The organism is Ensifer sp. BR816 (assembly GCF_000378985.1).
Taxonomy (GTDB): Bacteria; Pseudomonadota; Alphaproteobacteria; order Rhizobiales; family Rhizobiaceae; genus Sinorhizobium.
Genome location: NZ_KB905370.1, coordinates 3,343,659 through 3,368,780, shown reverse-complemented (window position 1 = coordinate 3,368,780; position 25,122 = coordinate 3,343,659). Strand labels below are relative to the sequence as shown.

The window sequence follows — 25,122 nt, the reverse complement described above, 5'->3', positions numbered from 1 at the left end:
AACGTCTCCGCCGATGCCCGAAACAGCAGGTCATAGACAGCCTTCTTGTTCCAGTAGGCGATTTGGGCGATCTCGGCCGGCAGGGTGAAAACCACGTGGAAATACTCGACCGGCAGCAGGTCTTCGGCGCGGGCGGCCATCCAGTCCCGCGCGGCAGGCCCCTGGCACTTGGGGCAGTGTCGGTTTTTGCAGGAATTATAGGCGATGTGGCTGTGGCCGCATTTGGCACAGGCCGCCACATGCCCGCCGAGCGCCTCGGTTCGGCAGGCTTCGATGGCCGCCATGACCTTGAGCTGGGTGAGGCTGACATGCCCGGCATTGGCCCGCCGCCACGCCGGGCCATAGGCACGGAAGATGTCGCCGATCTCCAGTCTCGGCCGGATCACCGCACCGGCGCTACTCCAGTCCGCGTCGGAGCGTTTGGTCCTGCAGCGTCTGCAGGGTCTCGAACGGGCTGACGGTGTCGCGGATCGTCTTGGTGGCGACATGGGTATAGCGGGCGGTGGTCACCAACCTGGCATGGCCGAGAAGGACCTGGATGACCCTGACATCGGTGTTCGCTTCCAAGAGGTGGGTGGCAAAGCTGTGCCGCAGGCTGTGCAGCGTCGCGGGCTTGCCGATACCGGCCATGGTTTTGGCGGCGGTAAAGGCGCGATTGAGCTGCCGCGGCGAGATCGGGTTGATCTTCGGTTTGCCCGGGAACAGCCACCCCTGTGGTCGCGCCTCGCGCCAATAGTCGCGCAACAGCTTGAGCAGCCCGGGCGACAGCATCACCTTGCGGTCCTTCTGCCCCTTGCCCTGTTCGACATGGATCAGCATCCGGTCGCTGTCGATGTCGCTGATCTTCAGGTTGCAGACCTCGGAGGCGCGCAGTCCGGCGCCATAGGAGATGCTGAGTGCCGCCCGATACTTCAGGCCCGGCCCTGGAGCCGCCATCAGCAGGTCGGAGACCTCCTCGATGCTCAAGACCACGGGCAACGTCTGCGGCTGCCGACGGAACTGCATATGCCGCTTCATCTCCTCGCGGCCGCAGGTGGTGGCGAAAAAGAACCGCAGCGCCACGATGCGGGCGTTGAAGGTCGGCGGGGGGATGCCCGCATTGGTCATGTGCAGTTGGTAGGCGCGCAGGTCATCGGCTGTGGCGGTGTCCGGTGATCGCTTCAGAAACCCGGCGAAATCCTTGATGGCTCGGATATGCGCCTGCTGAGCTTTGTCGCCCATCCCACGGATGCGCATGTCTTCGATCATCCGCTCGCGCAGCGGGGTCGTCCTCTCCTCCGTCATGGCAACCTCCTGTCTGAAGATTGAGAACACCTCAATCGTCAGCCAGGACCGCACACCTGCAAATGCACGCCGTTCAGATCATTCCTGCACCCTCACCACGGGCGCCAGTGCCGCGCGAGCGGCTTCGTCCAAGGGTCGATCGTTCCGGTTCCGGCCCACGTCGCAGTCGGGTCCCAGCCTCCGCGGCTTCCTCCTTCCAAGGTTTGTCAACGCGGGCCGCCCAACGCCAGCGGCAAACGTCGCGCTGCGGCCCGCATCGAAAAACCTTCAGGAAGCCAGAAGTTCGGCACCTGCTCGGCTTACGTCTGATTTGCACAAGGGAGCGGTCATTGCTGTCGAAGGATCACAGCAACGGCCGCATTATCGGCCGATCGGTTCATATTGCATGCTTACAGTCAAAATGGATGGAGAGCTGTCCGCTCTCGACAGAAATGCACAGAGTTGACAGCTACTCTGATAGGGTTTCGGGGCCGACTAATCGATCCCCGGCATGCCGGCTATTCTCCCGGCGAGGAAATGAACCAGCAGCCTGACTCGGGAAATGCCCGCGCGCTCGGGTACGATCAGCATGCTCAGTGGCACGGATGGCAGCGAATAGCCGGGCAGAACCGCCTCGAGCCGGCCTTCGCCCAGGAGATCATCGACTAGCCAGCGATGCGCGGGTGCGATGCCGCGTCCGGCGGCGAGAGCCTCCCGTGCGGCAAGCCCGTGATCGACGCGGAAACGCCCGCCGAAGGGCACCGCATGGCGTTCTCCGTCCGGCCCCTGCAGGATAAGCGTGTCGCTTGTCGCCACATTCGTCATCCGGATGCCCTCATGGCCGGAGAGGTCCCGCGGGACGGTCGGCCTACCGCGCGCCGCGAGATAGTCCGGCGCAGCCACCAGCAGGCGCTGCGACTGGCCGAGTGGCCTGAGCTTCATGGAACTGTCAGTGAGCGGGCCCAGGCGCAGCGCGATATCCACTCCCTCCCGGACGAGATCGATGCGTTCGTCGGTCAAGCCGAGTTCGATGCCGATGTCGGGGTAGAGGTCCTGGAAGGCGAAGAGCAGCCGGGTGGCGTGCAAGACCCCGAAGGCCGCCGTGCAGGAGATCCGAATAGTGCCGGAGGGCGAGCCGCGCGCCCCGCGCGCCTCGTTGCCCGCCTGCTCCACGAGGCGCAGAATCTGGACGCTGTTGGCGTAGTAGCGACTGCCTTCGTCCGTCAGCGTGAGGCGCCGAGTGGTCCTGCTCAGCAAAGCCACCCCGACGGCGTCCTCTAGTTCCCGCAGGTGTCGCGAGACTGTTGACTGTCCGACCCCGAGTTCGCGGGCGACCCCGGACAGACTGCCACGCTCGGCGACGCGGATAAACGTGCGCATGCGCTCAAGTGTGACGTCAGATTTATCCATTTTGCGGCATATTCTTATGCATTGCCTACATCTAGTGGATCATCGCTGCCTTGGCTAGTTGAAGGGTCAGTTTCCAACCGAGGATCGCTGACCCATGAAAATTCTGCTTGTCTATGCACATCCCGAACCGCGCTCCCTGAACGGCGCGCTCCGTGACGTTGCCGTACTGGAATTGAAGGCTCAAGGCCACGAGGTGCAGGTATCGGACCTCTATGCCGATGGCTGGAAGTCGCATGTCGACCGCGCCGACTTTCCCTCGTTGGCACGGGACGAGCGCTTCGTTCCGGTTGCCGCCTCCAAAAAGGCCTTCGAGACCGGCACCCTGACTGAGGACGTTAGGGCCGAGATCGAGAAGCTTCTTTGGGCTGATGCCCTGATCCTCCAGTTTCCCCTGTGGTGGTTCACCATGCCGGCGATCCTCAAAGGTTGGGTCGACCGTGTGTTCGCCTACGGTTTTGCCTATGGGGTTGGGGAGCACAGCGACAGGCGATGGGGCGACCGCTACGGTGAGGGCACGCTGGCGGGCAAACGCGCGATGTTGATCGTGACCGCCGGCGGCTGGGAGGAGCACTATGCCGCCCGTGGTGTCAACGGGCCAATCGATGACCTGCTGTTTCCGATCAATCATGGCATCCTCTACTATCCGGGCTATGACGTCCTTCCAGCGTTCGTCGCCTACAGAGTCGATCGTTTCGCTGAGAGCTGCTTCGAGCCTGTCGCAGAACGCCTGCGCAAGAGGATGCGGACGCTGTTTGCGACCCGGCCCATCCCCTACCGCCAGCAGAATGCCGGCGACTATCTGATCCCAAGCATGCAGCTCCGCGCCGAGCTGGGCGATCGGGAGGCGACCGGCTTCGCGCTTCATGTGAACAATGAGAGCGGTGCCTATTGAGCCTTCGACGATTTCAGCAGGAGCCGGACGCGGGAGGGAGCCTCACCGCCCACTCCTGAGAATCCCGCGTCCAGGCCGCACACCCCCCCTCTGGAACGAACTGCCCTTCGCATGAGCTTGTGCCACAGCTTGCTCAATGTCGGATGTCTTCAACGGGTCGATCTTTCGCCTCAGCAGGGCAGCAGGCGGCGCTTCGTATCGAAGCGCCGCCCTTGAATGCTACAGCTCCAATTGCTCAGAAATGGCTAAGGCGTCGTCCACCTCTATTCCGAGGTACTGCACAGTGCTCTCCAGCTTCTTGTGGCCGAGCAGGGTCCTCGGACGCCGAACGCTTGAGAGGGAAGAGGATTCCACCTGACTATTCGGGGATTAACGTGTCGCGTCCTCTCGACCTGGCTCCCTCGCATGTCCCGCCAACTGCTTCAGTTGCCCGGCTTATCCGCACTGCAATGCTGTCGGATGAAGTCCGACACGAAGGTTGCGGCGTGAACGCACCTCCGATGCACAGCGATCGCCTGAGGCACTTTCGAGAATGTCCCATCAACAATGCGGAAACCTGGATTCTCTTCGCAGAAACGTGACAGAGACTCGGTCAAGCCCGCAGCCGCATCGCACCGGGAGGATACAAGCATGTCCAGGGCGGAGGCGGGATTTTCGGCATGGAGGACAATTGCATTTCTAACCTGTCGCTCAAGCTGCTTTGTATATGCAGCGGTTCTGGCGGCGGCAATGCGCACCCCTTCGACGTCAACATGCTCCACGCTGCCTAGCGGGCTACTGTCTGACACCAGAAAGCTGGCGGTCACCGTGGTATAGGGGGGCGAGAAGGAGAAGCTGTCGGCACGTGATGGATCGGAAGCAATGAACGCAACGTCCCACTCGTTGCCTTCGGCAGCCGCAAGAATGTCAGCGGCCGATCCGTATTGAACCAGCGACAAACTGCAGTCGAGTTCTGCTGCAAGTGCGATCGCGATCTGCGCGCTCGGCCCTGTTAGAACGCCTGTCACTGGATCAAGTTGGACCAGTGCGGCATTCGACATGTTGACCGCCGCTCTGATGACCCCCGTCGGTGCGATTTCAGTGAGGAGTTCATCACGTTCCGGCATCGCGGTACGCTCCCTGAGATGCAAATCGTGCGGCGAGTGCTTCCGATCCCCTTGCCAGAACAGCGACATCGACACCAACGGCAGTAAACAGCGTTCCCAGCGAGAGGCACCGTGCCGCGAACGTCTCATCCGGGGTAAGAATGCCCGCAGGCTTGCCCAACGCTTTCAGGCGTTCAATCGCGTCGACAATTGCATCGACCACCTCCGGGTGGCCCGGTTGGCCCCTGTGTCCGAAACTCGCTGCCAGGTCTGCCGGTCCAACGAATACCCCATCCACCCCCTCTACCGAGGCAATCGACTCCAGGTTGCCAAGCGCTTCACACGTCTCAACTTGCAGCAACAGGCAGATTTCCCGTTCCGCATTTTGCGCATAGTTCGCAACTCGGCCGAAACGAGTGGCGCGCGTCAGGGCAGAAACACCACGAATTCCATCCGGAGGATATCGCACCGCCGCGACTGCGGCTTTCGCCTCTTCCGCGTTCTGAACGTAGGGAATGAGCAGTGTCTGGACGCCAATATCCAGGAAACGTTTGATGAGAACGGGGTCATTGATGGCCGGGCGGACGACTGGGGAAACGTCGTATGGTGCGACCGCTTGCAATTGTGGCAGGACGGTCAGAACGTCACCCGGCGAATGTTCCGTGTCGAACAGGAGCCAATCGAAACCTGAGGGCGCGACGATTTCCGCGGCGTAGTTTCCCGGCAAGCCACACCACAAGCCGATCTGACTTTGACCAGCAAGGAGCTTCCGCTTGAACCGATTGACAGGATGTTCCATCTAGCACCTCACACGAACGACACGCCGATGGAGCCAACAGGGCCATAGTCGGCCTGAATGACATCACCTTTCGCGATGTCGACAGGACGCGTGAAGGAGCCGGCCAGGACTATTTGTCCCTTCTTCAGGCCACCGCCCACAGCATGAAGTTTGTTGACCAGCCACGCGATGCCGGCTGCCGGATGTCCCATGATCGCCGCCGACACGCCCGACTCCTCGATGATGCCGTTCTTGGAAAGAGTCGCTCCGACCCAACGGATATCAATGTCCATCGGGCGAATTATACGGCCGCCAACGACGAGGGCGCCGAAAGCCGCGTTGTCCGCAATGGTATCGGTGATCGCTCGAGGGACCTCGGTCCGGTAGTCGATAATCTCGAGCGCCGGGACAACGAACTCGGTCGCACGCATGACGTCATAGATCCTGGTGCCGGGCCCGACGAGATCCTCGCCCATAACAAAGGCCAGCTCGACCTCGAGGCGCGGCTTGATAAACAAGTCAGCCCTGATCTGCGCTCCGTCGTTGTAAAGCGCGTCGTCGAGAATGCAGCCGTAGTCCGGCTCCGTCATCTTCGAAGCCATCTGCATTGCGCGTGACGTCAGGCCAATCTTATGCCCGACGATCCGTGCGCCCTTGGCGACCCTCGCCTCCGCCCACAAAGCCTGAATTCGGTAGGCGTCCTCGAGTTCGAGGTTCGGGTAGGTCTCACTAGGCTGTATGATCGGCTTGCGCTCGATTTCAGCTTTGAGCAGCGCGTCTGCTGCGGCCCGGCGTTCTTCTTCGGTGATCATATCGTTTGCTCTGCTGATCGTGATTTTATTTGATCGGGGGACGCGGCAAAACGGCTTCGCCGGGCTCCATGACATAGGTGTAGTCGAGCGAGAACCACGGACCAGGAATATCCGCTTCGGTCGGATGGGGCTCCTCATGACGAATGAAGTCGCCGGTCAGCGCTGCCGTGACACCGAACTGAACATCGGAGTCGATGTTCGGGTCGCTGGGATCGAAGACCTGGGAAATCAGCGTCTTGTATCCGTGCTTGAAGATCAGTGCGTGCAGGTGCGCTGGTCGGTACGGATGGCGTCCCTGAGCTTTCAGCAGGCTTCCGACCACGCCATCGACCGGTATCGGATAGCCGACCATCTTGACGGTCCTGAACCAGAACCGACCTTGCTTGTCGGTCATGAATTTGCCGCGCAAGTTCATCTCGGCCTGGTCCGGGTCCTGGTTTTCATAAAGACCGACGGGAGATGCATGCCACACATCCACTTCGGCGCCGGCAATTGGCCTACCGTCGCGGTCAACGACCTTGGCATGCACGAACAAGGGAGTGCCCGGCGTCTCGGATCGGATAATCGACCCGCCATTTTCGACTCGCGGAGAGTTGAGGCGCCAGAATGGGCCCAACAACGACTGGGAGGTCTCAGTCTGTCCTTTGTCGCCATTGTTCAGCAGGCAGACAAGTGAAGATACGCCAAGAGAACCGGCCATCAGCACAAACTCGTTGTGGTAATCAGTATGCAGCTTCCCGATCTCATTCAGTATGGCTGTCGCCTCCCGAAACTCGACCTCCGTCAGTCGAACCTCGCGCACGAAGGCATGAAGATGCTTGACCATCGCCACGAGGATTTCTCGCAGGCGGGGGTCTTCAGTGCGATTCATCACAGCGAGGACGGCTGGCGTCAGATCGCTTTCCGTTTTGATCACCATGTGGGCTACCTCCCGATTTCCCGACTATCCAAATAATCGATTATCTGTCAAGGCTTCCGTGCATCCTCGCGGTGCCAATTAGCCAAAAGAAACGGGATCTCTTTGCGCGCAAATGATTGATGTTATTATATTTTATTAGTCGAGAAGGGAGCTATGCTCCAATTTTTCGCAGATTTCAGTGCTCTCAAGTTGACATAAATAATCGGTTATTGTATCGATCATCGACAATTACCGCGGGGGAGCGTTAGGAGGAACAATGGTACCGGATGACGACGGCGCATTTGCTCCGACGACAGAAGATGCTCCATCGTCTTCTGGCTTTCTTGACGACGGCAAAAACACAATTGGGAGCCAGCTTGCATCCCGTCTTCGTGAGGCGATCATTTCCGGCGAGCTTCAGGCCGGCAGTAAGATCAATCTCGAAAAGGCGCGCAAGACGTTCAACGTAAGCCTCAGTCCGCTGCGTGAAGGGTTGGCGCGGCTGATATCGGACGGTCTAGTGGAGTTCGAGGACAATCGCGGCTACCGCGTTTCAGCAATTTCCTTGGCCAATCTGGAAGAGATCACCACCCTGCGCGAAGAATTTGAAGTCTTTGCGCTTCGCGAGTCCATGCGGCTCGGCGATGTGGAGTGGGAGGGCAACGTCATGCGCGCGCTGCATCGCCTTAACCGCACCGAGCGCGACGCGGCTCGGCCAGAGACACTGGAGCGCTGGGAAGAGCTCCACCGCGAATTTCATCTGACACTTATATCTGGCTGCGGGAAGCCGATCCTGCTCCATTTCTGCAGATTGCTTCTTAATCTCAACGACCGTTATCGCCGGGTGTTTCTGACCCGCACGTCGGGTGACCGCAACGTCAGCCAGGAGCACAGTGAGATTGCTCAGGGAGCCGTCGCGCGGGATATGGACTACTCGTGCGATATGTTGCGTCAGCATATCCACCGCACGGGAACCAATCTGCGCGATCACCTCGCGACAAAGGGGATCTCGTGATGACCGTCGCGACGCCAGGGCCGAGCCTTGAACTGGGCGTGGCGCATTTTTCATCCATCGCGCTGCCGCCCAAGGAATTCGCCGTGATGGCTGCTCGGGCGGGTTTTGCGTCGATAGGTCTGCGTCTGCATCCCGCTTTTCCCGGAGCCCCTTTCTACGAGTTGCCGGTGGCCAGCCAGAGTGCCCAGGAGTTCAAGACAATTGCCGATGGCGAAGGCATCAAGGTGTTCGATATCGAGTTCTTCGTGATCGACGAGAGCTTCGTTGCGGCCTCCCATGAGGCGACCGTGGCAGCCGCTGCGAACATAGGGGCGCGCCGGCTGAGTGTTTGCGGCGATGATCGAGACGGCGGCCGTCTTGCCGCAAACCTGTCTGCGTTTTGCGCCCTCGCGGCGCGATATGGCATGTCAGTCGACATCGAAAACATGGGCTGGCGGACGGTAAAAACCTTTCGCGACAGCGTAGCGGTCGTGAATTCCTGTGGAGCAAAGAACGCCGGTATCCTTGTTGACGGGATTCACTTCTTCCGAAACGGCGCCTCGATCGACGAGCTGCGCGCAAATGCAGGGAAGGTAAAACACGTCCAGCTTTGCGACGTCCGCGGGCCTGCTCCCAAATCATCGGACGCAATGATCGCCGAGGCGAGAAGTGGCAGGCTCGCTCCCGGCGAAGGCGAACTGCCGTTGATGGAGCTTTGGACCGCAGCCAAGCATAGCGCCGCTATCTCGGTTGAAGTGCCGCTCGTCGGGTCGGTAGACCCGCGGGCACATCTGAAGCATCTGCATGACAGCGCAGTGGGACTACTGAGACCGGATCATTGATCCGGCGCCGACGCGGCGCGAGCCGGTCGGGAGGAGGAAGTCATACATGACGTATACGTTTGATTTCGGTGCGGTCCTCGACCGCGCCCCGGAATTGCTATGGGCTTCGTTTGGGACGCTCGCCCTTTCGCTGGCCGGGATGCTTCTCGCACTCGTCATCGGAATCCTGGGCGTCGTTGCCAGGACCTCCAAGAGCAGAATTGCGAGCACTCCGGTGATCGTGTTCGTCGAGGTCGTGCGTAATACGCCATTCCTGGTGCAGATCTTCTTCATATATTTTGCCCTTCCTCTCATGGGCATCCGCCTCAATCCGACCGTTACGGCGATCATTGCCCTCGGCATCAATGGTGGGGCGTACGCAATCGAGATCATCCGAGGCGGGGTCGAGAGCGTGTCGCGCGGCCAGATCGAGGCAGGTTTCGCACTTGGACTGCACAAGGCGGACGTCTTCCGGCTCATCGTGCTCAAGCCGGCGCTGCGGGCGATTTATCCCTCGCTCACAAGCCAGTTCATCATGCTGACACTGACAACCTCTGTCTGCACGTCAATCGCCGCCTACGAACTGACCTCGGCCGCTCAGCGCATTGAGTCTGACACCTTCCGCAGCTTCGAAGTCTATTTCACGGTGACCGCTATCTATCTGGTTATCTCGACGCTGATGATGGGCCTTTTTGCCCTCATTTCTCGCCACTACTTCAACTACCCGACGCGATAGGAGGCAGCCATGGGTCCCATCGGCGAAAATGAATTCTTCTTTTTGATGCAGGGTTTGAAGTGGACCGTGCTGCTCGCGATCGTGGGCTTCATCGGTGGGGGGATATTCGGAATCCTGATCGCGCTGCTGCGCACCTCTAAGAAGAAGGTCGCCCGGACGATCACCGCAGGCTATATCGGCGTCTTCCAGGGCACGCCCCTTCTGATGCAGCTCTTCGTTGTCTATTACGGCGTTGCGCTGTTGGGCGTCGAAGTCAACGCCGGGATCGCGGTCGCAATCGCCTTCACGCTCCATGCCAGTGCTTTCCTGGGCGAGATCTGGCGCGGCTCCATCGAGGCTGTGCCGAAGGGCCAGACGGAAGCCGCCAACGCCCTGGGCCTGCATTACGTCTCGCGGATGAAAGACGTCATCCTGCCGCAGGCCCTGAAAATCTCGCTGCCGGCCACGATCGGCTTCCTTGTTCAGCTCATCAAGGGCACGTCGCTCGCAGCAATCGTCGGCTTCATCGAACTGACGCGTGCCGGCCAGATCATTTCAAACCAGACCTACCGGCCGCTGCTCGTATTCGGGATCGTCGCCGCAATCTACTTCATCATTTGCTGGCCCCTCTCCCATGCCGGAAGTGGCCTCGAAAAACGGATGGCGAAAGCCGCCCGCTAACCGCTTCGCTCGAAGCAAAACTCTTGAGGAGGAGAATGAGCATGCATAACAATCGCAGGAATTTTCTCGGACTTGCACTGGCAACCGTTGCCTTCGTAACCGTGGGCGCTGCCACCGCCTCTGCGGCAAGTGTGGAGGAAATCAAGTCAAAGGGCACGCTTGTGGTCGGCATCCAGGGCGACAATGCGCCATGGGGGTTCGTCAACTCAAGCGGCGTGCAGGACGGCTTCGACGCTGACGTCGCCAATCTTTTTGCCAAGGAATTGGGCGTGGAGGTTCAATTCCAGCCGCTCGCCGTTGCCAACCGCATTCCGGCGCTGACGACCGGCAAAGTCGACATCCTGTTCGCAACGATGGCGATGACGGAAGAACGCGCGAAATCAATTCAATACAGCAAGCCCTACGCCGCCAACACGATTTCGCTTTACGCCGCGAAGTCCGACGCGGTTACGAAGTCTGAAGACGTTGCGGGATGGGAGATCGGCGTTCCGAAATCCAGTTCGCAGGATAAGGCAGTAACGGATGCCGTAGGATCCACCGCAACGGTTCGCCGCTTTGATGACGACGCCGCAACCATCCAGGCTCTGATCTCCGGACAGGTAAAGGCGGTTGGCGGCAACCAGTTCTATGGTCAGCGTCTGGATGCGGCGAGTGCCGGCACCTATGAGCGCAAGATTAACTTTCTGACGACCTACAACGGCGTCGGGACCCGTCTCGGCGAGAAGGACTGGAACGAAGCCGTCAACGCCTTCATCGACAAGATCAAGGCCAATGGTGAGCTTGCTGCCATCACGAAGAAGTGGATGGCGATCGAGCTGCCGCAGTTCCCGGAATCCATTCCGAACATCCCGTTCACCGTCAATTAAAGCCCTGATGGAGCGTTCCGTGCTCAATTCCGCAAAAGATCAACCGACGCTGATTTCCCTTGAGGACGTGCAGAAGTGGTACGGCGCTTTCCATGCCTTGAAATCCATCAGTCTGTCGGTCCGCAAAGGCGAAAAAATCGTCCTCTGTGGGCCGTCAGGCTCCGGAAAATCAACGTTAATCCGCTGCATCAATGCCCTCGAAACGATCGAGGAAGGCAAGATCGTCGTCGAGGGTCAGGTACTGGACGGAAGCACCAAATCCGTCGATGCGATACGTCGCGAAGTGGGAATGGTTTTCCAGAGCTTCAATCTCTTCCCCCACATGACCGTACTTCAGAACTGTACACTCGCCCCGATGCGTGTTCGAGGCACAAGCCGCACTGACGCAGAGCGACTGGCTCGAAAATATCTCGAGCGCGTTCGGATCCTTGACCAGGCGGAAAAGTATCCTGCGCAGCTATCCGGCGGACAACAACAACGCGTTGCCATCGCTCGCGCACTCTGCATGGAGCCGAAGGTCATGCTCTTCGACGAACCGACCTCTGCCCTCGATCCTGAAATGGTGAAGGAGGTGCTCGACACCATGATCGGGCTTGCCCGTGACGGCATGACGATGATCTGTGTCACGCATGAAATGGGCTTTGCCCGTCAGGTCGCTGATCGCGTCATCTTCATGGCCTCCGGAGAAATCGTCGAAGAGGCCGAACCGGAGGTCTTCTTCAAGTCTCCCAAGCACGAACGCACAAAAACCTTCCTCGGCGAAATCCTTGCCCACCACTGACGTCCGAAAGCGATACCAATGCACGACAAGAAATTCCTCGTGGGACTGATCGGGGCCGACATTCAAATGTCGAAGTCCCCGGCTCTCCACGAAACGGAAGCTCGACATCAGGGCCTCGATTACCGCTACGAGCTTCTCGACCTGGCCGAGCGAGGCCTTCCTGCCTCGGCGCTGCCGGACCTCCTGGACGAGGAGGAGCGGCGCGGTTTTGCCGGGAGCAACATTACACATCCGTGCAAGCAGTCGGTGATTGCCCACCTCAATCGCCTTTCCGAGGATGCAGAGATGCTCGGTGCGGTCAACACCGTGGTCTTTCGCAACGGTGAGAGGATCGGCCACAACACTGATTGGTACGGCTTCTACGAGAATTTCCAGCGTGGCCTCCCGGACGTCGCGAAGTCGCATGCCGTCCTGCTTGGCGCCGGCGGCGCCGGTGTCGCCGTGGCGCATGCCGCAATCAAGCTCTGTATTGAGAGATTATCGATCTTTGACCAGGATTCGAAACGAGCAGAAACCTTGGCTGCGCAGTTGAACGATCGGTTCTCAAGGGATTGTGCTCGTGCCACGACGGATGTCGGCAGCGTCCTGGGCTCCGCGGACGGCCTTATCCACGCGACGCCGACGGGTATGAAGAGCCATCCTGGTTTGCCGATCGACCCGGAATGGCTTCTGCCACGGCATTGGGTCGCCGACATCGTCTATATGCCGCTCGTCACAGAGCTCCTTGCTCTCGCCGAAAGAAAAGGCTGCCGGACCCTTCGTGGCGGCGGCATGACCGTCTACCAGGCAGCAGCGGCTTTCGAATTGTTCACCGGGATAGCACCCGACGCAGAGCGCATGTCCCGTCACTTTATGGACTTGTGCCGCCTGTCGGCTTGATGGAGAGATCCCAATGCCGCATATCATCATCGATTATAGCCGGGGCGCAGGCGAGCACGTAGCCATGGACCGGCTCACGCTGACCGTGCATCGCTGCGTTCGCGATGGCGGCCTCGTGAAACCTTCCGCCGTGCGCACGCTTGCGCGGGAGGCGACATACTCCTGCGTGGGCGATGAGGATGTCGATAATCATTTCATCCAAATCATCGTGCGGATGGCACCGGGTCGTACTGCAGAGACCAAGCAGAAGCTTCTCACTGCCGTTCTCGAGTCCGCGCGGGCGATCGCCGCGCCTGCTCTCGAAGCTGGGAGGATCGGCTTGCGCGCAGATCTCTACGAGTCGGATCCTGATTTTGCTGTTCAAGCAATCGCGTTCGTCTGACCAGGACAACGTGCTCAAGAAGGAAAATATACTATGAGCCTGATCTACGTTCTCAATGGACCAAACCTCAATCTGCTTGGCAAACGCCAGCCGCACATCTACGGGCATGAAACGCTCGCAGACGTAGAGGCGGACTGCCGCAAACTGGCAGCCGAACTCGGCCATGAAATCCGCTTTCATCAGAGCAACCGGGAATACGAGATCATCGATTGGATTCATGAGGCGCGCGAGGACGGTGCGGGCATCGTCATCAATCCGGCAGCCTTTACCCATACGTCACTCGCCATCCTCGACGCTCTGAACACATTTGAAGGGCCTGTGATCGAGATCCACATCTCCAATGTGCACAAGCGCGAGAGCTTCCGACACCATTCGTTCGTTTCGCACCGCGCGGACGGCGTGATCTGCGGCCTTGGAACAGAAGGATACCAGCTTGGAATCCGGCGCGCGGCGACAATGATCAAGGCGGCGAGCAAGGGCTGAGGTGACCATGACCCAACGGGTTAAGCTGGCCGTACTTGGCGCAGGCCTCATCGGTAAGCGCCATATTCAGCACGTCCTGGCCGAGCCCTCGGCGCAACTCAGTGCCGTGGTCGATCCCACGCCGGTTGGCGAGACCATTGCCAAGGAAGCCAGCGTGAAGTGGTTTGCAAGTTTCGCAGACATGATTGCCGCAGACCGCCCTGATGGGATCATCGTGGCTACGCCCAACCCGGCTCACGTCCAGAACGGGTTGGAAGCCGTTGAAGCCGGCATTCCCGCACTCATCGAGAAGCCTATCGCCGATGACATTATGTCCGGGGAAAAGCTGATCGCAGCGGCTGAGGCAAAGGGTGTTCCTCTTTTGACCGGCCATCACCGCCGACACAATCCGGTGATGCATAAGGCAAAGGAAATCATCGAAAGCGGGAAGCTCGGCCGCGTTCTTGTTGTCAATGCGATGTTCTGGCTCTTCAAGCCCGACGATTACTTCGACATCTCGTGGCGTCGTGAGCGCGGTGCGGGGCCGGTTTTCCTCAATCTCATCCACGATGTCGATAATCTGCGCTACCTCTTCGGCGATGTGGCTGCGGTTCAAGCACGCGAGTCCAACGCGGTGCGCGGCAACGCAGTTGAGGAAACGGCCGTGATCCTGATCGAGTTCAAGAATGGAGTTTTGGGAACTGCGACAGTCTCGGACGCGGTGGTCGCACCGTGGAGCTGGGAGATGACAACCGGAGAGAATCCGGCTTACCCCAAAACCGAGCAATCCTGTTACATGATTGGAGGAACGCACGGATCGCTGGCTGTTCCGTCGCTCGAGGTCTGGCGCAATCCTGGTAAACGGAGTTGGTGGGAACCATTTGACCAAACGCGTATCGAGGTCGACGACGAGGACCCGCTCGTTCTGCAGATCAGGCAATTCTGCAAGGTGATCCGCGGAGACGAACCGCCGCTTGTCAGCGGGCGTGAGGGGCTCGAAACCTTGAGGGTAGTCGATGCGGTAAAACGCTCGGCGGCAACGGGAGAACGTATCGAGTTGAACTGACGCCTGAGTAATGTTTAACGCAACCGCCTGCTCGCCCTTCCGTCTCCTTGCATCCGATGCGAGGTGAACGCCGGCTCACCACCGACGAACGAGCAGTGCGGCGGTCCTGTTTTCGAGCGCTCCTGTTCGAGACCGCTGGCAGTTAAGCCACGTCGACGTTCCTCAAATCGGCTGCATGCGCCGCATGCCGGATAGCTGGCCACGCTCGACTTAGGCATCGCCCTTTTGGCGGAGGAAATCGTCGCCGAGGATTTGGCCGATGGCCGACTGCATCACTGCGGCCGCTCTGTCTTCGCCGCCATCGAAACACGCCCGCTTCCGGCAACGACGCAACGCTTCATCGAATTTCTGGGTGACTGCTTGCAGCCGACTTAGGCGAGAAATCAACGTCCACCTTGAGCGTACCTTTTGTCTTTCGGTACTTGGGTTCGGATGTCCGCACTGGGTCGGGAGCCGTTCTTCACGAGCCCGGTGCGCGCCGTCAGGACGTTCACGTTCAGGACTAATCGCAAATGTTTTGACGGGAACACTTTCCAGCGACGCATTTCGGCAAGCGCGAATCGACGCTCAGATCGAAAGCTCAGTGCGGACCAATACGGATTATGCGCTCGCCAAAGCTCATTTTAGAGAGTTTAGGCGAGCGCTTAAAGGAATACTATTTCTTCACGTCATCGGTAACGGCCCTGATCACCTCCGACGCCATGACGAATTCGTGTTTTCTGTTTGCAATACGATGGCGCTTGGCGATCCAGTCGAAGTCGGTATAGGCAGCGTAGACCGATCCATCCTCTGCTTCGTAGACAAGAACGCGGACGGGCCAATCGAGACCCGCGAGAGGGTTGGCGGTGATGAATGTTGTGCCAAGCGCTGGGTTGCCGAATGTCACCAGACGCGACGGAAGTACCTTGTTGCCGGCGGCGTTGCCGAGCTTCGCCTGATCGATGACGCCGAACAGCGTGATGCCCTTTTCCTCGACGCTATGCTTGATCCGGTCTACCGTTTCGCCGACCGAATAGCGGCTTTTGACGGTGACGACCCCGTCGCTGTTCCCTGCCTGTGCTATCGACATTTGAGCCGACGTCGCGACCGCGGTGATAATCAGGGCGGTCGACCGTATTCCATTGCTGATCGTGATCATCTGAAACTCCTCTGTGTTGCCAAGCGGCATCTCAAGGATGCGTGCGGCCGCTGGATTTTGGTAATGCCGTCTCTTGTCCGTTTCGATAATCGGATCTTATGACTTGGCGCGTAGAGGCAGAGCCATGAGGATGGCGATCAAGAGTGCCAGCACCAACGCCAGCACGCAAAAGCTCCATCCAAGGTGATCGTAGATCTGGCCGACCACCAGGCTGCCGAAGAGGCCTCCCGTATAGTAGGACGCGAGATAGGCCCCGCTCGCGGCCGCTTTTTCGGCGTCGGCGATGCGACCCGCATGGCCTGTAGCCAGAGCCTGGGCGAGAAAAGTGCCGACGGCGACTAGCGCGAGACCGGAGAGCACCACGGCAAGGCCGCTGCTCAACAAGGCGATGAGCCCGAGGATCGCGACCAAGAGGGTGAGCATGATCGCCGGTGCGGCTCCAAGGCGGCGCGAAATTACCCCGCCCAGTGGGGTCGTAAACAGTGACGGCAGGAAGACGAAATAGACGAGGCCGAGCTCCATGGGCGAGAGACCCAGCTCAACGAGCCGGAAATTCACGTAGGTGTAGGTCCCTATGAACACGAAAAGGATCAGAAAGCCGATAGCAAGCACGCTCTGCAGCTGCCGGTTGCCAAGCACGCAGCGCCAGCTCCCGTTGATGCTATGCATCTGCCGGTTCGGCATCATGCGTTCTGTCCGGTTCAATGTGGTCCAGACCAATGCCGCACCCGCCAGATTGAGAACGGCGAAGGTCAGGAAGTTGATCGACAACCCGCCAATATCGGCCACCCAAGCCGAGAGGATGCGGCCGAATAGGTTGCTCGCGACGTTCCCGGTGACATAGGCGGCGAGGGCCCCCGTTGCACGGTCGGCCGGATAATGTTCTGCAAGATAGGCCATGGTGAGTGTGAATGCTGTGGCCATGCACAGGCCCTGCGCCACGCGAAGGCCGGCGAAAAGCGTTATGTCCCGGGTTACAGCGAGCAGGGCCGTCGGCACGGCAAGCAAGGTGAGGCTGATCCAAATCCCGTTGCGCCGGTCGAGCGAGCGTCCGAACATGCCGACCGCGAGGCCGGCGACCGCCATGCCCAAGGTGCTGGCGTTGACCGCGAAGCCCATCGTGGCACGGCTGACCTCAAACTGCCTCTGCAGCGACGGCAAGATTGCCTGGGCAGCGAAGAGATCGACGAGTGTCAGAAATGCGATGAGTGAAATGATACCGAAGTGCAAGCGTTCTGCCGCCGGGTTGGCCAGAACGGAGACAGGCGCCGGCGCGGCGCGATCGAGGTTCGTCATCGCCTTTTCTCCTGGAGCGGGGACGTTTCCCGCCGGTGGCCGGAAACGTCCGAGTTAGGGAAGTTGTACTGTCGCGGCGCTCACATGGTGTCGGCTTTGTCCGCCATCGGCGGCAGGATATCGGCCGAGTAGAGCACGGCCGGCTTTTCGCCGTTGTTCTTCCACCAATGGGCAAGATCGCCGAACTCGGGGGTCACTTCGCCCGCCTTGTGCTCGATCGGCACCTTGCAACTGCTGCGGTATTCGGTGATCGTGCCTTCAAGGATCAGGATATTGGCAGGGCGCGCATCATGCGCATGCCACGGAACGACGCCACCCGGCTGCACAACCAGCTTTCGCAGCCTGAGCACATTGCCTTTCCAGTCGCCGCCCTTCGACGAAAGATCGATCGAGGCGAGGACTTCGTCGGTAACACCTTCCGGCGCAGTCGCGCCCGGCGCCATCGCATCCGCCGCTACTTGATCCTTGGGGCATTCGCCCGCCATGGCCGACGGCGACGCGAGTGCGCTTGCAAAGAGGCCGAGCGCCACGGCGACGACCAATGAGGGGCGGCCTGCAATGGATTTCTGGGTCATGTCCGTTTCTCCTTTATGGTCCGGCCGGAGACATTCCGCCGGCATGAGGAGATTGCGGGACATTCAGGCGACAAAGAAATGCCGCCTGCTTTTGAATTCCATAGCTCAGAGCTATTGTGGAAGAGGTGAGGTATCGGCGGCCGACCGGCGCATGTCTATGCTGGAATGCGGCATGGCCCAGCCGTAGGATTTGACGGCTGCGACGAAGGTGGCAACGGCCGGCGAGAACCGACGCCCCGCGACGGTCACGAGGCAGACCTCCCGACTAACCTCCGGCTCGACGACGGGCCGAACCTGAAGGCCAGGAATGACGGCGCTGTATTCGGGAATGAAGCAGATTCCAAGTCCGCCGGCCACCATGTTTTGAATCCAGTCCTCCCGCTCGCTCGAATAGGAGATTCGCGTCTTCACGCCAGAGGACTCGCACAAGTCCGTCAGGTAATCCCAATATTCGCAGTTCACGCGCCTTAGGTAAATTTCACCATCTATCGCGGTGATGGGAACGGCCTCGTATTGGCAGAGACGGTGACCGGCGGGAAAGGCAAGCATGAATCTTTCACGAAACAGCGGCGTCACGTCGAAGCGTTCGGGAAAGCGGTCGCTGCTCGCCATGATAGCGACATCGATCTCTCCCTCTTCGAGCAGCTCTGAAAGCCTGGACGGCACGCCTTCGACGAGCTGAAGCTGGATGCCTCGGTGGCGCATGTTGAAGTCGGTCAGGAGACCGGTGAACCGACGCGGCCCGATTGTGCACATGATGCCGACCTTCACATGCGCATCCTCAAGGCACAGGAAGCGGGACGCCTCCTGCCTAACGCCGGATAGTTCGTCGAGAATTGATTGGAATCGTGGTCGAAGTAGGTTTCCGAGATCCGTAAGGTGGGTCAGGTTCCGTTCCCGCCGAAACAAGAGCCCACCGACCTCGTCTTCGAGCTGTTGAATTGCCCGGCTGAGTGCTGGCTGGGTCACGTTGGACTTTTCTGCCGCCCGCGTGAAGTTCCGCGTTTCGCAGACTGCTAGGAAATACCGCACGTGGTGAATATCCATACCCGCCCCCGCAAGGTTATTGTCGAGGCGGCCAACTTCCTATGCCCGTGGCGCCTGCACCAATGCAATTCACCTATCGATTTCATAGCACAGTAGCATTTCAGTTGGAATGAATATGGCGCCATCCTCTACTCGAAAAGGCTGTTCGGCCGAGACGTGAGGAGACGTTACATGCTCAAGGCAACTGACGCAGAGATCGATTCAATGTTCGGGCGCAGAACGCTCGAGGGCCGCAGTGCCATCGTGACCGGTTCAACAAGTGGTATCGGTCTCGGCATCGCACAGGCAATGGCAAGGGCGGGTGCCGCGGTGATGCTCAACGGTTTCGGCGACCCGGCCGAGATCGAGGGGCAACGAGCTGCGATGGCGGACGAAAACGACGTCGACGTCGCCTTCGACAGCGCGGACATGTCGAGCCCGGAGGCAATCCGGATGATGGTGGCGCGCGCCGTCGCGCGCTTCGGCCACATCGACATCGTCGTCAACAATGCCGGCATCCAGCATGTGGCGCCGATTGCCGAATTTCCGGCCGTCAAGTGGGACGCGATCATGGCGGTCAACCTCTCCGCCGCGTTCCATCTCGTTCAGGCGACCTATGGCCAAATGCAGGCCCGCGGGTATGGACGCATCATCAACGTCGCCTCGGCTCATGGGCTCGTCGCATCCCCATTCAAATCGGCTTACGTGGCGGCCAAGCACGGCCTCATCGGTCTGACGAAGGTCTTAGCTCTGGAGGGCGCCGAATTCGGCATAACGGCGAATGCGATCTGCCCCGGTTATGTCTGGACGCCGCTCGTCGAGCAGCAGATCGACGACCAGGCAAAGTCCCACGGCATCGCGCGCGATGCCGTCATCCGCGATGTGTTCTTGAAGAACCAGCCGACCAAGCGCTTCGCGACCGTCGAGGAGATGGGCGCGCTGAGTGTCTTTCTGTGCACCAGTGCCGCAGCCTCCATAACGGGGGCAGCGATCCCCGTCGATGGCGGATGGACAGCGCATTGATTGCCGTGGCGAAAAAGGAGGAGAGCCATGAACAAGCACGCCAACGTGAAGTTGCCGGCGTCTCACGAGCATGAAAGGGCGTCCGTGCACGTCCGTCCACCACGAACGATAAACTTGGCGCTTCAGGGCGGCGGTGCGCATGGCGCATTCACCTGGGGCGTGCTCGACCGGCTGCTCGAGGAGGCGAACCTTTCCTTCGAAGGCATCGTTGCGACCAGTGCCGGCGCGATGAACGCCGCCGTCCTGGCCTATGGGCTTGCGGAGGGCGGGCGCAGCGGCGCGCAAAGGGCTCTCGCCAATTTCTGGCGCCGCATCAGCCATGCGGCAGCCTTCAGTCCGCTGCAGCCGAGTTTGCTCGACCGCGTGACCGGGTCGAAATCCTTGGAGCATTCGCCGGCCTTCGTCATCTTCGACATGGTGACGCGGCTGCTCTCGCCCTACCAGTTCAACCCACTGAACTACAATCCGCTGCGTCAGGTTCTGGAGCAATCGATCGATCTCGATGCGATCCGAATGTCCCGTTGTCCCGTGAAGCTGAGCATCTGCGCGACCAACGTGCGCTCCGGCAAGGTCAAGGTTTTTTCCAATGACGAGATCTCGATCGACGCCGTAATGGCCTCGGCCTGCCTGCCGTTCCTGTTTCAAGCCGTAGAGATCGACGGTGAGGCCTATTGGGACGGAGGTTACATGGGGAACCCGGCCATTTTCCCGCTGATCTACGGCTGCGAGACGCCGGATGTGCTGGTGGTGCACATCAACCCGCTTGAGCGAACGGAACTGCCGCGCACAGCAGCCGAAATACTGAACAGGATCAACGAAATCAGCTTCAACTCTTCATTGTTGAGGGAGATGCGGGCAATCGCCTTCGTGACGCACCTGATCGATTCCGAGGCCGGCAATTCTCTTGGTCTCAAGCGCATCTTCGTACATGGCATCTCCGACGACGAGACGATGAGAAACCTCAGCGTCTCGAGCAAGCTCAATGCCGAGTGGGGAGCCCTCGTAGACCTCCGTGACCGCGGTCGACAGTGCGCGGAGGACTGGCTGATGGCGAACTACGACGCGATAGGGAAGCGTTCGAGCGTCGATATCAGTACGCGTTACCTCTAGACGCCTCAGCGCTTCCCGACCAATCTCGGCGCGTCGCCGCACCTCCCTTGCCGTCTCCCTCCCGATGGCCGTCCTGCCCCCCGATCGGCCCGATCCGGGGGGCTTTTTTCGTCTCAGGTGCGCCCGTCACCGGCGGATAGTTCGGCCTATCGAAACCATGCCTGAACAGCATTTCAAAGAGCTCGAGCGGTCTGCGAAGCTTGTCAGTATCAGGCCGACACCCGGTCTGAACAACATCAGATCCAGGAGATGTTCAATGATCAACACTCGTACGCTCATCAGTTCCGCACTTGCCGCGATCGCCTCCGTCTCGGCGTCGACCGCATCGGCAGGACCGGCCGCCCAGCCCGAGTTCTCGTTCGAGAAGTGCTACGGGATCGTCAAGGCCGGGCAGAACGACTGCCAGACAGCCACCCATTCCTGCGCGGGCACCTCGACGATGGACGATCAGGCGGACGCCTGGATCTACGTGCCTGCCGGCACCTGCGGAAAGATCGCCGGCGGCAGCAACGCCCCCAAGGCCTGACGGCCTCCGACAACAAGCAAAGAGGGAGTAGACCGATGCCCAAGACGTTTCCAACCCACCCGGTGCCGTGCGCTGCGGGCATCGGCCTCCGTTCCATACACATTGCCGAGATGCTTTCCCGCAGGCCTGCTGCGGGTTGGCTGGAAGTCCATGCCGAAAACTACATGGGCCAATCAGCGGCCGTGGAGGCGCTCGCTAAGCTGCGCGAGGTCTATCCGCTTTCGGTGCACGGCGTCGGACTGTCGCTTGGCAGCGCCTCAGGTCTCGACCAAGCGCATCTGGAGCGGCTGCGTCTCGTCTGTGAGCGCTTCCAGCCGGCGATCGTCTCGGAGCACCTTGCCTGGAGCGTCGCCGACGGCGCCTACCTCAACGACCTCCTGCCGCTCCGTTACGACGACGAAGGCGCTCGCCATCGTTTCCGGGAACATCGGCCGGCTGCAGGACATGCTCAAGCGTCAGGTCTTCATCGAAAACCTCTCCGCCTATCTGGCCTTCGCGGAATCGAGCATGACCGAGGCCGAGTTCCTGAGCGAGCTCGTCAACCGGACCGGTTGCGGCTTGCTGCTGGACGTCAACAACGTCCATGTCTCCGCAAGCAACCTCGAATACGATGCATTGGCCTTCATCGACGCCCTGCCTGCCGACGCGATCGGCGAAATCCACCTAGCCGGCCATGCAGTCAATGAAGTGGACGGCGACGTCATTCTCATTGACGACCATGGGTCGCGCGTACCGCCGGCCGTCTGGTCGCTCTATGTCCACGCTCTCCGCAGGATCGGCCCGCGACCGACACTGATCGAATGGGACACGGATGTGCCGCCGCTCGAGGTCTTGTTGGGCGAAGCCATGTGGGCGGACATGCTCGCCCGCAGTATCGCCTTCGGCGAGCGCACAGAGGAGCCGCCGATCACCGTGCCGGACAGCCGTTTCGAGACAATGAGGCTACCCCGCGACGACGCGAGTGGCATCCGTTTCCCGGCGCTCGCTGCCATCGCGGCAGTTAGAGCCGCTTGCGGCAAGTGCGCATCGGACCATTGCAGGAGGGACGGCCATGTCCTCCATTGAAACCCTGCAGAGCGTCGTCGCGCGTGCGGTTCTGACGACCGGGCCCGCAGATATCCTGCCGCTCCTCGAGCGGGGTCGTTTCGATCCCGCAAGGCGGCTCAATATCTACCGCAACAATACGCTGGTCTCGCTCACGACGACATTGAAGGCCGTGTTTCCCGTGACGGTGCGGCTGCTCGACGAGCGCTACTTCAGTTATGTGGCCGGCTGCTTCATCCGCAACAGCCCGCCACAAGAGCCGCGCCTTTCACGCTACGGCGCAGGATTTGCGCCATTCCTCGCGCGCTTCGAGGGAACCGCCGATATGCCCTCCGTTTCCGAGGTGGCGCGCCTGGAGTGGAAGATCGCCGAAGCGCTCGATGCGCCGCTGGAGCGACCAAGCACACTCACCGAGCTCTACGAGGGGCTTTCGAGCGGGTCCTTCGCGCTCTTTCTACAGCCTTCGCTGCGACTTGTTCTGTGCCGCTGGCCTGCCCTCAGCATATGGGCAGCGCACCAGCAGGGAGGCGATCCCGACAGGCTCTCGAATCTCGAACGCGAACCGGAGCGCATCGCGCTGTGGAGACATGCCCACACCGTTCGCTTCCTGCGCCTCGACGCAGCGGAGTTTGCGTTCTGGCACATGTTGATGCGGGGCAGCGGACTCGAGGCTGCGGTCGCTCGCGCCTGCCGCCATTCGCCTGAGCTCGATATCGCCCGCGCGCTGACGGGCCTTTTCGTCAGCGAACTCGTCGTCGGCATCCATCGCATGAAGGGGTCTTCCAACCAACAGGAGAGAGTGTCATGACCACAATGCGCGCAACACCCGTCAGTATTTCCAGAACGATATACAGGCTTCACGACACTGTCGTGGCGTTGGCGACCGCCCTGCCGCTATCGATCGTGCAATTGGCGTCCCGCGTGGCGATCGCGGAGGTTTTCTGGCAATCCGCCCAGACGAAGCTCGCATCCTGGCCGGTAACGCTCCAGCTGTTCGCCTTCGAATATCGCGTGCCGCTGCTCGATCCAGGACTGGCCGCCCTCATGGCAACAGCGGCGGAACTCAGTGGCGCGGCGATGCTCGCCCTGGGACTGCTCGCGCGGCTCGCGTCGCTGATGCTGATCGGCGTCGTCACCACCATCCAGATCTTCGTCTACCCGGAGCATTGGGTCGAGCATCTGATGTGGACGAGCCTGCTCCTGCTCATCCTGTCGCGCGGCGCGGGAGTGTTTTCCGTCGATCATCTGGTCGCCCGACGCATCCGTGCCGGAGGCTGAGCGATGTCGGTGACGCATGTTAAGAGCGGCTCCGCGCCGGGCAAGATCGCGGCCGGCGCGGACCAGACAAGGCACCGGCCGCGCGTGGTCATTCTCGGTGCGGGCTTCGGCGGCCTGAACGCGGCGATGGCACTTCGCCGCGCGCCGGTCGAAGTCACCGTCATCGACCGGCGAAACTACCACCTGTTCCAGCCTCTGCTTTACCAGGTAGCGACCGCGGGGCTCTCGCCCGCGCAGATTGCCATGCCGATCCGCCGCATTCTTTCGCGGCAGTTGAATGCCACGGTCCTGATGGACAAGGTCGAGGCGGTCGATACCGCCGCGCGATGCGTCGTGACCAACAGCCGACGCATTCCCTATGACTACCTGATCGTCGCGACCGGCGCCCGCCACACTTATTTCGGCAACGACGCCTGGGCGGACCACGCCCCGGGCCTGAAGACAATCACGGATGCGACGGCGATCCGCGCGCGCATCCTCTCCGCCTTCGAACGGGCGGAGGTGACCGATGATCCCCGCTTGCGCCAGACGCTCTTGACCTTTGTTGTCGTCGGCGGCGGGCCGACTGGTGTCGAACTCGCCGGCGCCATCGCCGAGCTCTCGCGAAGGACGATCGTGCGTGATTTCCGGCGCATCGATTCATCCTCCGCCCGGGTCGTGCTTGTCGAGGCGGGTGAGCGGATACTGCCGGCGATGCCGCCCTGCCTTTCGAGAAAGGCCCAGAGACAACTCGAAAGGCTTGGCGTCGAGGTCCTGCTCGGCAATGCCGTCGCCGGCTGCGATGACGGCGGCGTACAGCTGGCCGACGGAACTGAAATCGGCTCCGCCTGCATTCTCTGGGCCGCAGGCGTTATGGCTTCGCGCGCCGCCAAGTGGATCGCCGCGCCGGCCGACCCTGCCGGACGTGTCCTGGTCGACGGGCGCCTCAATCCGCCTGGGCACGGCGATATATTCGTCATCGGTGACACCGCTTCAGTCACTGGTGAGGACGGACGCCCTGTACCGGGCGTGGCGCCGGCGGCCAAGCAGATGGGTCGCTACGCGGCGCGCGCCCTTCTCGACGACGTGGCGGGACGGCAGTCGACGCCTTTCCGTTACCGTGACTACGGCAATCTCGCGACCATCGGCCGCAAGGCAGCAGTTGCGGATTTCGGCAAGGCCCGGCTCTCCGGCTATTCCGCATGGCTCGTCTGGAACTTCGCCCACCTCTGGTTCCTCGTCGGCTTCCGTAATCGCCTCGTGGTCTTTCTCGACTGGGCCCTTGCCTATGTCCGCAACGATCGGACCGCCCGCTTGATCACCGGTCGACACGAGGGATAGC

The 25,122-nt window shown here is 60.6% G+C and carries 28 protein-coding genes and 1 pseudogene; 18 read left to right on the top strand and 11 right to left on the bottom strand.

The window, feature by feature from the left end:
* The 3 genes from RHIBR816_RS34235 to RHIBR816_RS0116100 form a co-directional block, all read right to left on the bottom strand.
* The coding region (locus RHIBR816_RS34235; protein ID WP_034815373.1) for a transposase zinc-binding domain-containing protein at positions 1-386 on the bottom strand (386 nt) is incomplete at its 3' end.
* 10 nt (positions 387-396) lie between these two features.
* Positions 397-1,284, bottom strand: a complete 888-nt coding sequence (locus RHIBR816_RS0116105; RefSeq protein ID WP_026187060.1) for a site-specific integrase — start codon at positions 1,282-1,284, stop codon at positions 397-399.
* 474 nt (positions 1,285-1,758) lie between these two features.
* A complete protein-coding gene (locus RHIBR816_RS0116100; RefSeq protein ID WP_026187059.1) occupies positions 1,759-2,673 on the bottom strand; it encodes a LysR family transcriptional regulator in 915 nt (304 codons plus the stop codon).
* A 94-nt stretch (positions 2,674-2,767) separates the two neighbouring features.
* Here RHIBR816_RS0116100 and RHIBR816_RS0116095 point away from each other — a divergent pair, with 94 nt between their 5' ends.
* Entirely contained in the window at positions 2,768-3,565 is a 798-nt protein-coding gene (locus RHIBR816_RS0116095; protein ID WP_018237600.1) for an NAD(P)H-dependent oxidoreductase, read from the top strand.
* 422 nt (positions 3,566-3,987) lie between these two features.
* Here the strand turns inward: RHIBR816_RS0116095 and RHIBR816_RS0116090 are convergent, their stop codons facing one another.
* The 4 genes from RHIBR816_RS0116090 to RHIBR816_RS0116075 are packed head-to-tail and all read right to left on the bottom strand — an operon-like array spanning position 3,988 to position 7,159.
* Positions 3,988-4,671, bottom strand: coding sequence for a transporter substrate-binding domain-containing protein (locus RHIBR816_RS0116090; RefSeq protein WP_018237598.1), 684 nt, complete (start codon positions 4,669-4,671; stop codon positions 3,988-3,990).
* On the bottom strand, positions 4,658-5,449 hold the full coding sequence (hpaI, locus tag RHIBR816_RS0116085; protein ID WP_018237597.1) for a 4-hydroxy-2-oxoheptanedioate aldolase: 792 nt from the start codon (positions 5,447-5,449) through the stop codon (positions 4,658-4,660). The genes RHIBR816_RS0116090 and hpaI overlap by 14 nt, the downstream gene beginning before the upstream one ends.
* Positions 5,450-5,457: 8 nt before the next feature.
* A complete protein-coding gene (locus RHIBR816_RS0116080) occupies positions 5,458-6,240 on the bottom strand; it encodes a fumarylacetoacetate hydrolase family protein (protein ID WP_018237596.1) in 783 nt (260 codons plus the stop codon).
* Positions 6,241-6,265: 25 nt separating this feature from the next.
* Positions 6,266-7,159: an intradiol ring-cleavage dioxygenase gene (locus RHIBR816_RS0116075; protein WP_018237595.1), complete on the bottom strand. Its 894-nt coding sequence runs from the start codon at positions 7,157-7,159 to the stop codon at positions 6,266-6,268.
* 256 nt (positions 7,160-7,415) lie between these two features.
* Between RHIBR816_RS0116075 and RHIBR816_RS0116070 the strand changes: the two genes are divergently transcribed.
* Genes RHIBR816_RS0116070 through RHIBR816_RS0116025 form a run of 10 tightly spaced genes read left to right on the top strand, consistent with a single transcriptional unit; the run spans position 7,416 to position 14,785 of the window.
* Positions 7,416-8,153 carry a GntR family transcriptional regulator gene (locus tag RHIBR816_RS0116070; RefSeq protein WP_018237594.1) on the top strand — a complete coding sequence of 246 codons (738 nt, stop codon included), beginning with the start codon at positions 7,416-7,418 and terminating at the stop codon, positions 8,151-8,153.
* Positions 8,153-8,974, top strand: a complete 822-nt coding sequence (locus tag RHIBR816_RS0116065; RefSeq protein ID WP_018237593.1) for a sugar phosphate isomerase/epimerase — start codon at positions 8,153-8,155, stop codon at positions 8,972-8,974. Before RHIBR816_RS0116070 ends, RHIBR816_RS0116065 begins: the two co-directional genes overlap by 1 nt.
* Before the next feature lie 46 nt (positions 8,975-9,020).
* Positions 9,021-9,689, top strand: coding sequence for an amino acid ABC transporter permease (locus RHIBR816_RS0116060; protein ID WP_018237592.1), 669 nt, complete (start codon positions 9,021-9,023; stop codon positions 9,687-9,689).
* A gap of 9 nt (positions 9,690-9,698) precedes the next feature.
* Complete coding sequence (locus tag RHIBR816_RS0116055) at positions 9,699-10,349, top strand: amino acid ABC transporter permease (RefSeq protein ID WP_018237591.1); 651 nt, start codon at positions 9,699-9,701, stop codon at positions 10,347-10,349.
* 41 nt (positions 10,350-10,390) lie between these two features.
* Positions 10,391-11,215 carry a transporter substrate-binding domain-containing protein gene (locus tag RHIBR816_RS0116050; RefSeq protein WP_018237590.1) on the top strand — a complete coding sequence of 275 codons (825 nt, stop codon included), beginning with the start codon at positions 10,391-10,393 and terminating at the stop codon, positions 11,213-11,215.
* Positions 11,216-11,222: 7 nt separating this feature from the next.
* Positions 11,223-11,996: an amino acid ABC transporter ATP-binding protein gene (locus RHIBR816_RS0116045; protein ID WP_018237589.1), complete on the top strand. Its 774-nt coding sequence runs from the start codon at positions 11,223-11,225 to the stop codon at positions 11,994-11,996.
* An 18-nt stretch (positions 11,997-12,014) separates the two neighbouring features.
* Complete coding sequence (locus tag RHIBR816_RS0116040) at positions 12,015-12,875, top strand: shikimate dehydrogenase (RefSeq protein ID WP_018237588.1); 861 nt, start codon at positions 12,015-12,017, stop codon at positions 12,873-12,875.
* 13 nt (positions 12,876-12,888) lie between these two features.
* Positions 12,889-13,257, top strand: coding sequence for a 5-carboxymethyl-2-hydroxymuconate Delta-isomerase (locus RHIBR816_RS0116035; RefSeq protein ID WP_018237587.1), 369 nt, complete (start codon positions 12,889-12,891; stop codon positions 13,255-13,257).
* A gap of 33 nt (positions 13,258-13,290) precedes the next feature.
* The gene (gene aroQ, locus RHIBR816_RS0116030) at positions 13,291-13,740 is read left to right on the top strand and encodes a type II 3-dehydroquinate dehydratase (protein WP_007537427.1); all 450 of its coding nucleotides are present in this window, start codon (positions 13,291-13,293) and stop codon (positions 13,738-13,740) included.
* A gap of 7 nt (positions 13,741-13,747) precedes the next feature.
* Entirely contained in the window at positions 13,748-14,785 is a 1,038-nt protein-coding gene (locus tag RHIBR816_RS0116025; protein ID WP_018237586.1) for a Gfo/Idh/MocA family protein, read from the top strand.
* A gap of 655 nt (positions 14,786-15,440) precedes the next feature.
* Here the strand turns inward: RHIBR816_RS0116025 and RHIBR816_RS0116015 are convergent.
* From RHIBR816_RS0116015 to RHIBR816_RS0116000, 4 genes are all read right to left on the bottom strand, one after another.
* Entirely contained in the window at positions 15,441-15,923 is a 483-nt protein-coding gene (locus RHIBR816_RS0116015) for a DUF302 domain-containing protein (protein ID WP_026187057.1), read from the bottom strand.
* 96 nt (positions 15,924-16,019) lie between these two features.
* Positions 16,020-17,219: an MFS transporter gene (locus RHIBR816_RS0116010; protein WP_018237583.1), complete on the bottom strand. Its 1,200-nt coding sequence runs from the start codon at positions 17,217-17,219 to the stop codon at positions 16,020-16,022.
* Between the two features lie 80 nt (positions 17,220-17,299).
* Positions 17,300-17,794, bottom strand: coding sequence for a cupin domain-containing protein (locus RHIBR816_RS0116005; RefSeq protein WP_018237582.1), 495 nt, complete (start codon positions 17,792-17,794; stop codon positions 17,300-17,302).
* A 111-nt stretch (positions 17,795-17,905) separates the two neighbouring features.
* Positions 17,906-18,841 (bottom strand): LysR family transcriptional regulator, encoded by a 936-nt coding sequence (locus RHIBR816_RS0116000; RefSeq protein WP_026187056.1) that lies wholly within the window; start codon positions 18,839-18,841, stop codon positions 17,906-17,908.
* 171 nt (positions 18,842-19,012) lie between these two features.
* Between RHIBR816_RS0116000 and RHIBR816_RS0115995 the strand changes: the two genes are divergently transcribed.
* From RHIBR816_RS0115995 to RHIBR816_RS0115965, 7 genes and pseudogenes are all read left to right on the top strand, one after another.
* Positions 19,013-19,843: a 3-hydroxybutyrate dehydrogenase gene (locus tag RHIBR816_RS0115995; protein WP_018237580.1), complete on the top strand. Its 831-nt coding sequence runs from the start codon at positions 19,013-19,015 to the stop codon at positions 19,841-19,843.
* A 27-nt stretch (positions 19,844-19,870) separates the two neighbouring features.
* Positions 19,871-20,953 carry a patatin-like phospholipase family protein gene (locus RHIBR816_RS0115990; RefSeq protein WP_026187055.1) on the top strand — a complete coding sequence of 361 codons (1,083 nt, stop codon included), beginning with the start codon at positions 19,871-19,873 and terminating at the stop codon, positions 20,951-20,953.
* Between the two features lie 256 nt (positions 20,954-21,209).
* Positions 21,210-21,479 (top strand): DUF2282 domain-containing protein, encoded by a 270-nt coding sequence (locus tag RHIBR816_RS0115985; protein WP_018237578.1) that lies wholly within the window; start codon positions 21,210-21,212, stop codon positions 21,477-21,479.
* Between the two features lie 35 nt (positions 21,480-21,514).
* Positions 21,515-22,544: pseudogene (locus RHIBR816_RS34230) on the top strand (DUF692 domain-containing protein).
* A complete protein-coding gene (locus RHIBR816_RS0115975) occupies positions 22,531-23,331 on the top strand; it encodes a putative DNA-binding domain-containing protein (RefSeq protein WP_018237575.1) in 801 nt (266 codons plus the stop codon). Before RHIBR816_RS34230 ends, RHIBR816_RS0115975 begins: the two are co-directional and overlap by 14 nt.
* Positions 23,328-23,801, top strand: a complete 474-nt coding sequence (locus tag RHIBR816_RS0115970; RefSeq protein WP_018237574.1) for a DoxX family protein — start codon at positions 23,328-23,330, stop codon at positions 23,799-23,801. The genes RHIBR816_RS0115975 and RHIBR816_RS0115970 overlap by 4 nt, the downstream gene beginning before the upstream one ends.
* Before the next feature lie 3 nt (positions 23,802-23,804).
* Positions 23,805-25,121: an NAD(P)/FAD-dependent oxidoreductase gene (locus tag RHIBR816_RS0115965; protein WP_018237573.1), complete on the top strand. Its 1,317-nt coding sequence runs from the start codon at positions 23,805-23,807 to the stop codon at positions 25,119-25,121.
* Position 25,122 lies beyond the last annotated feature (1 nt).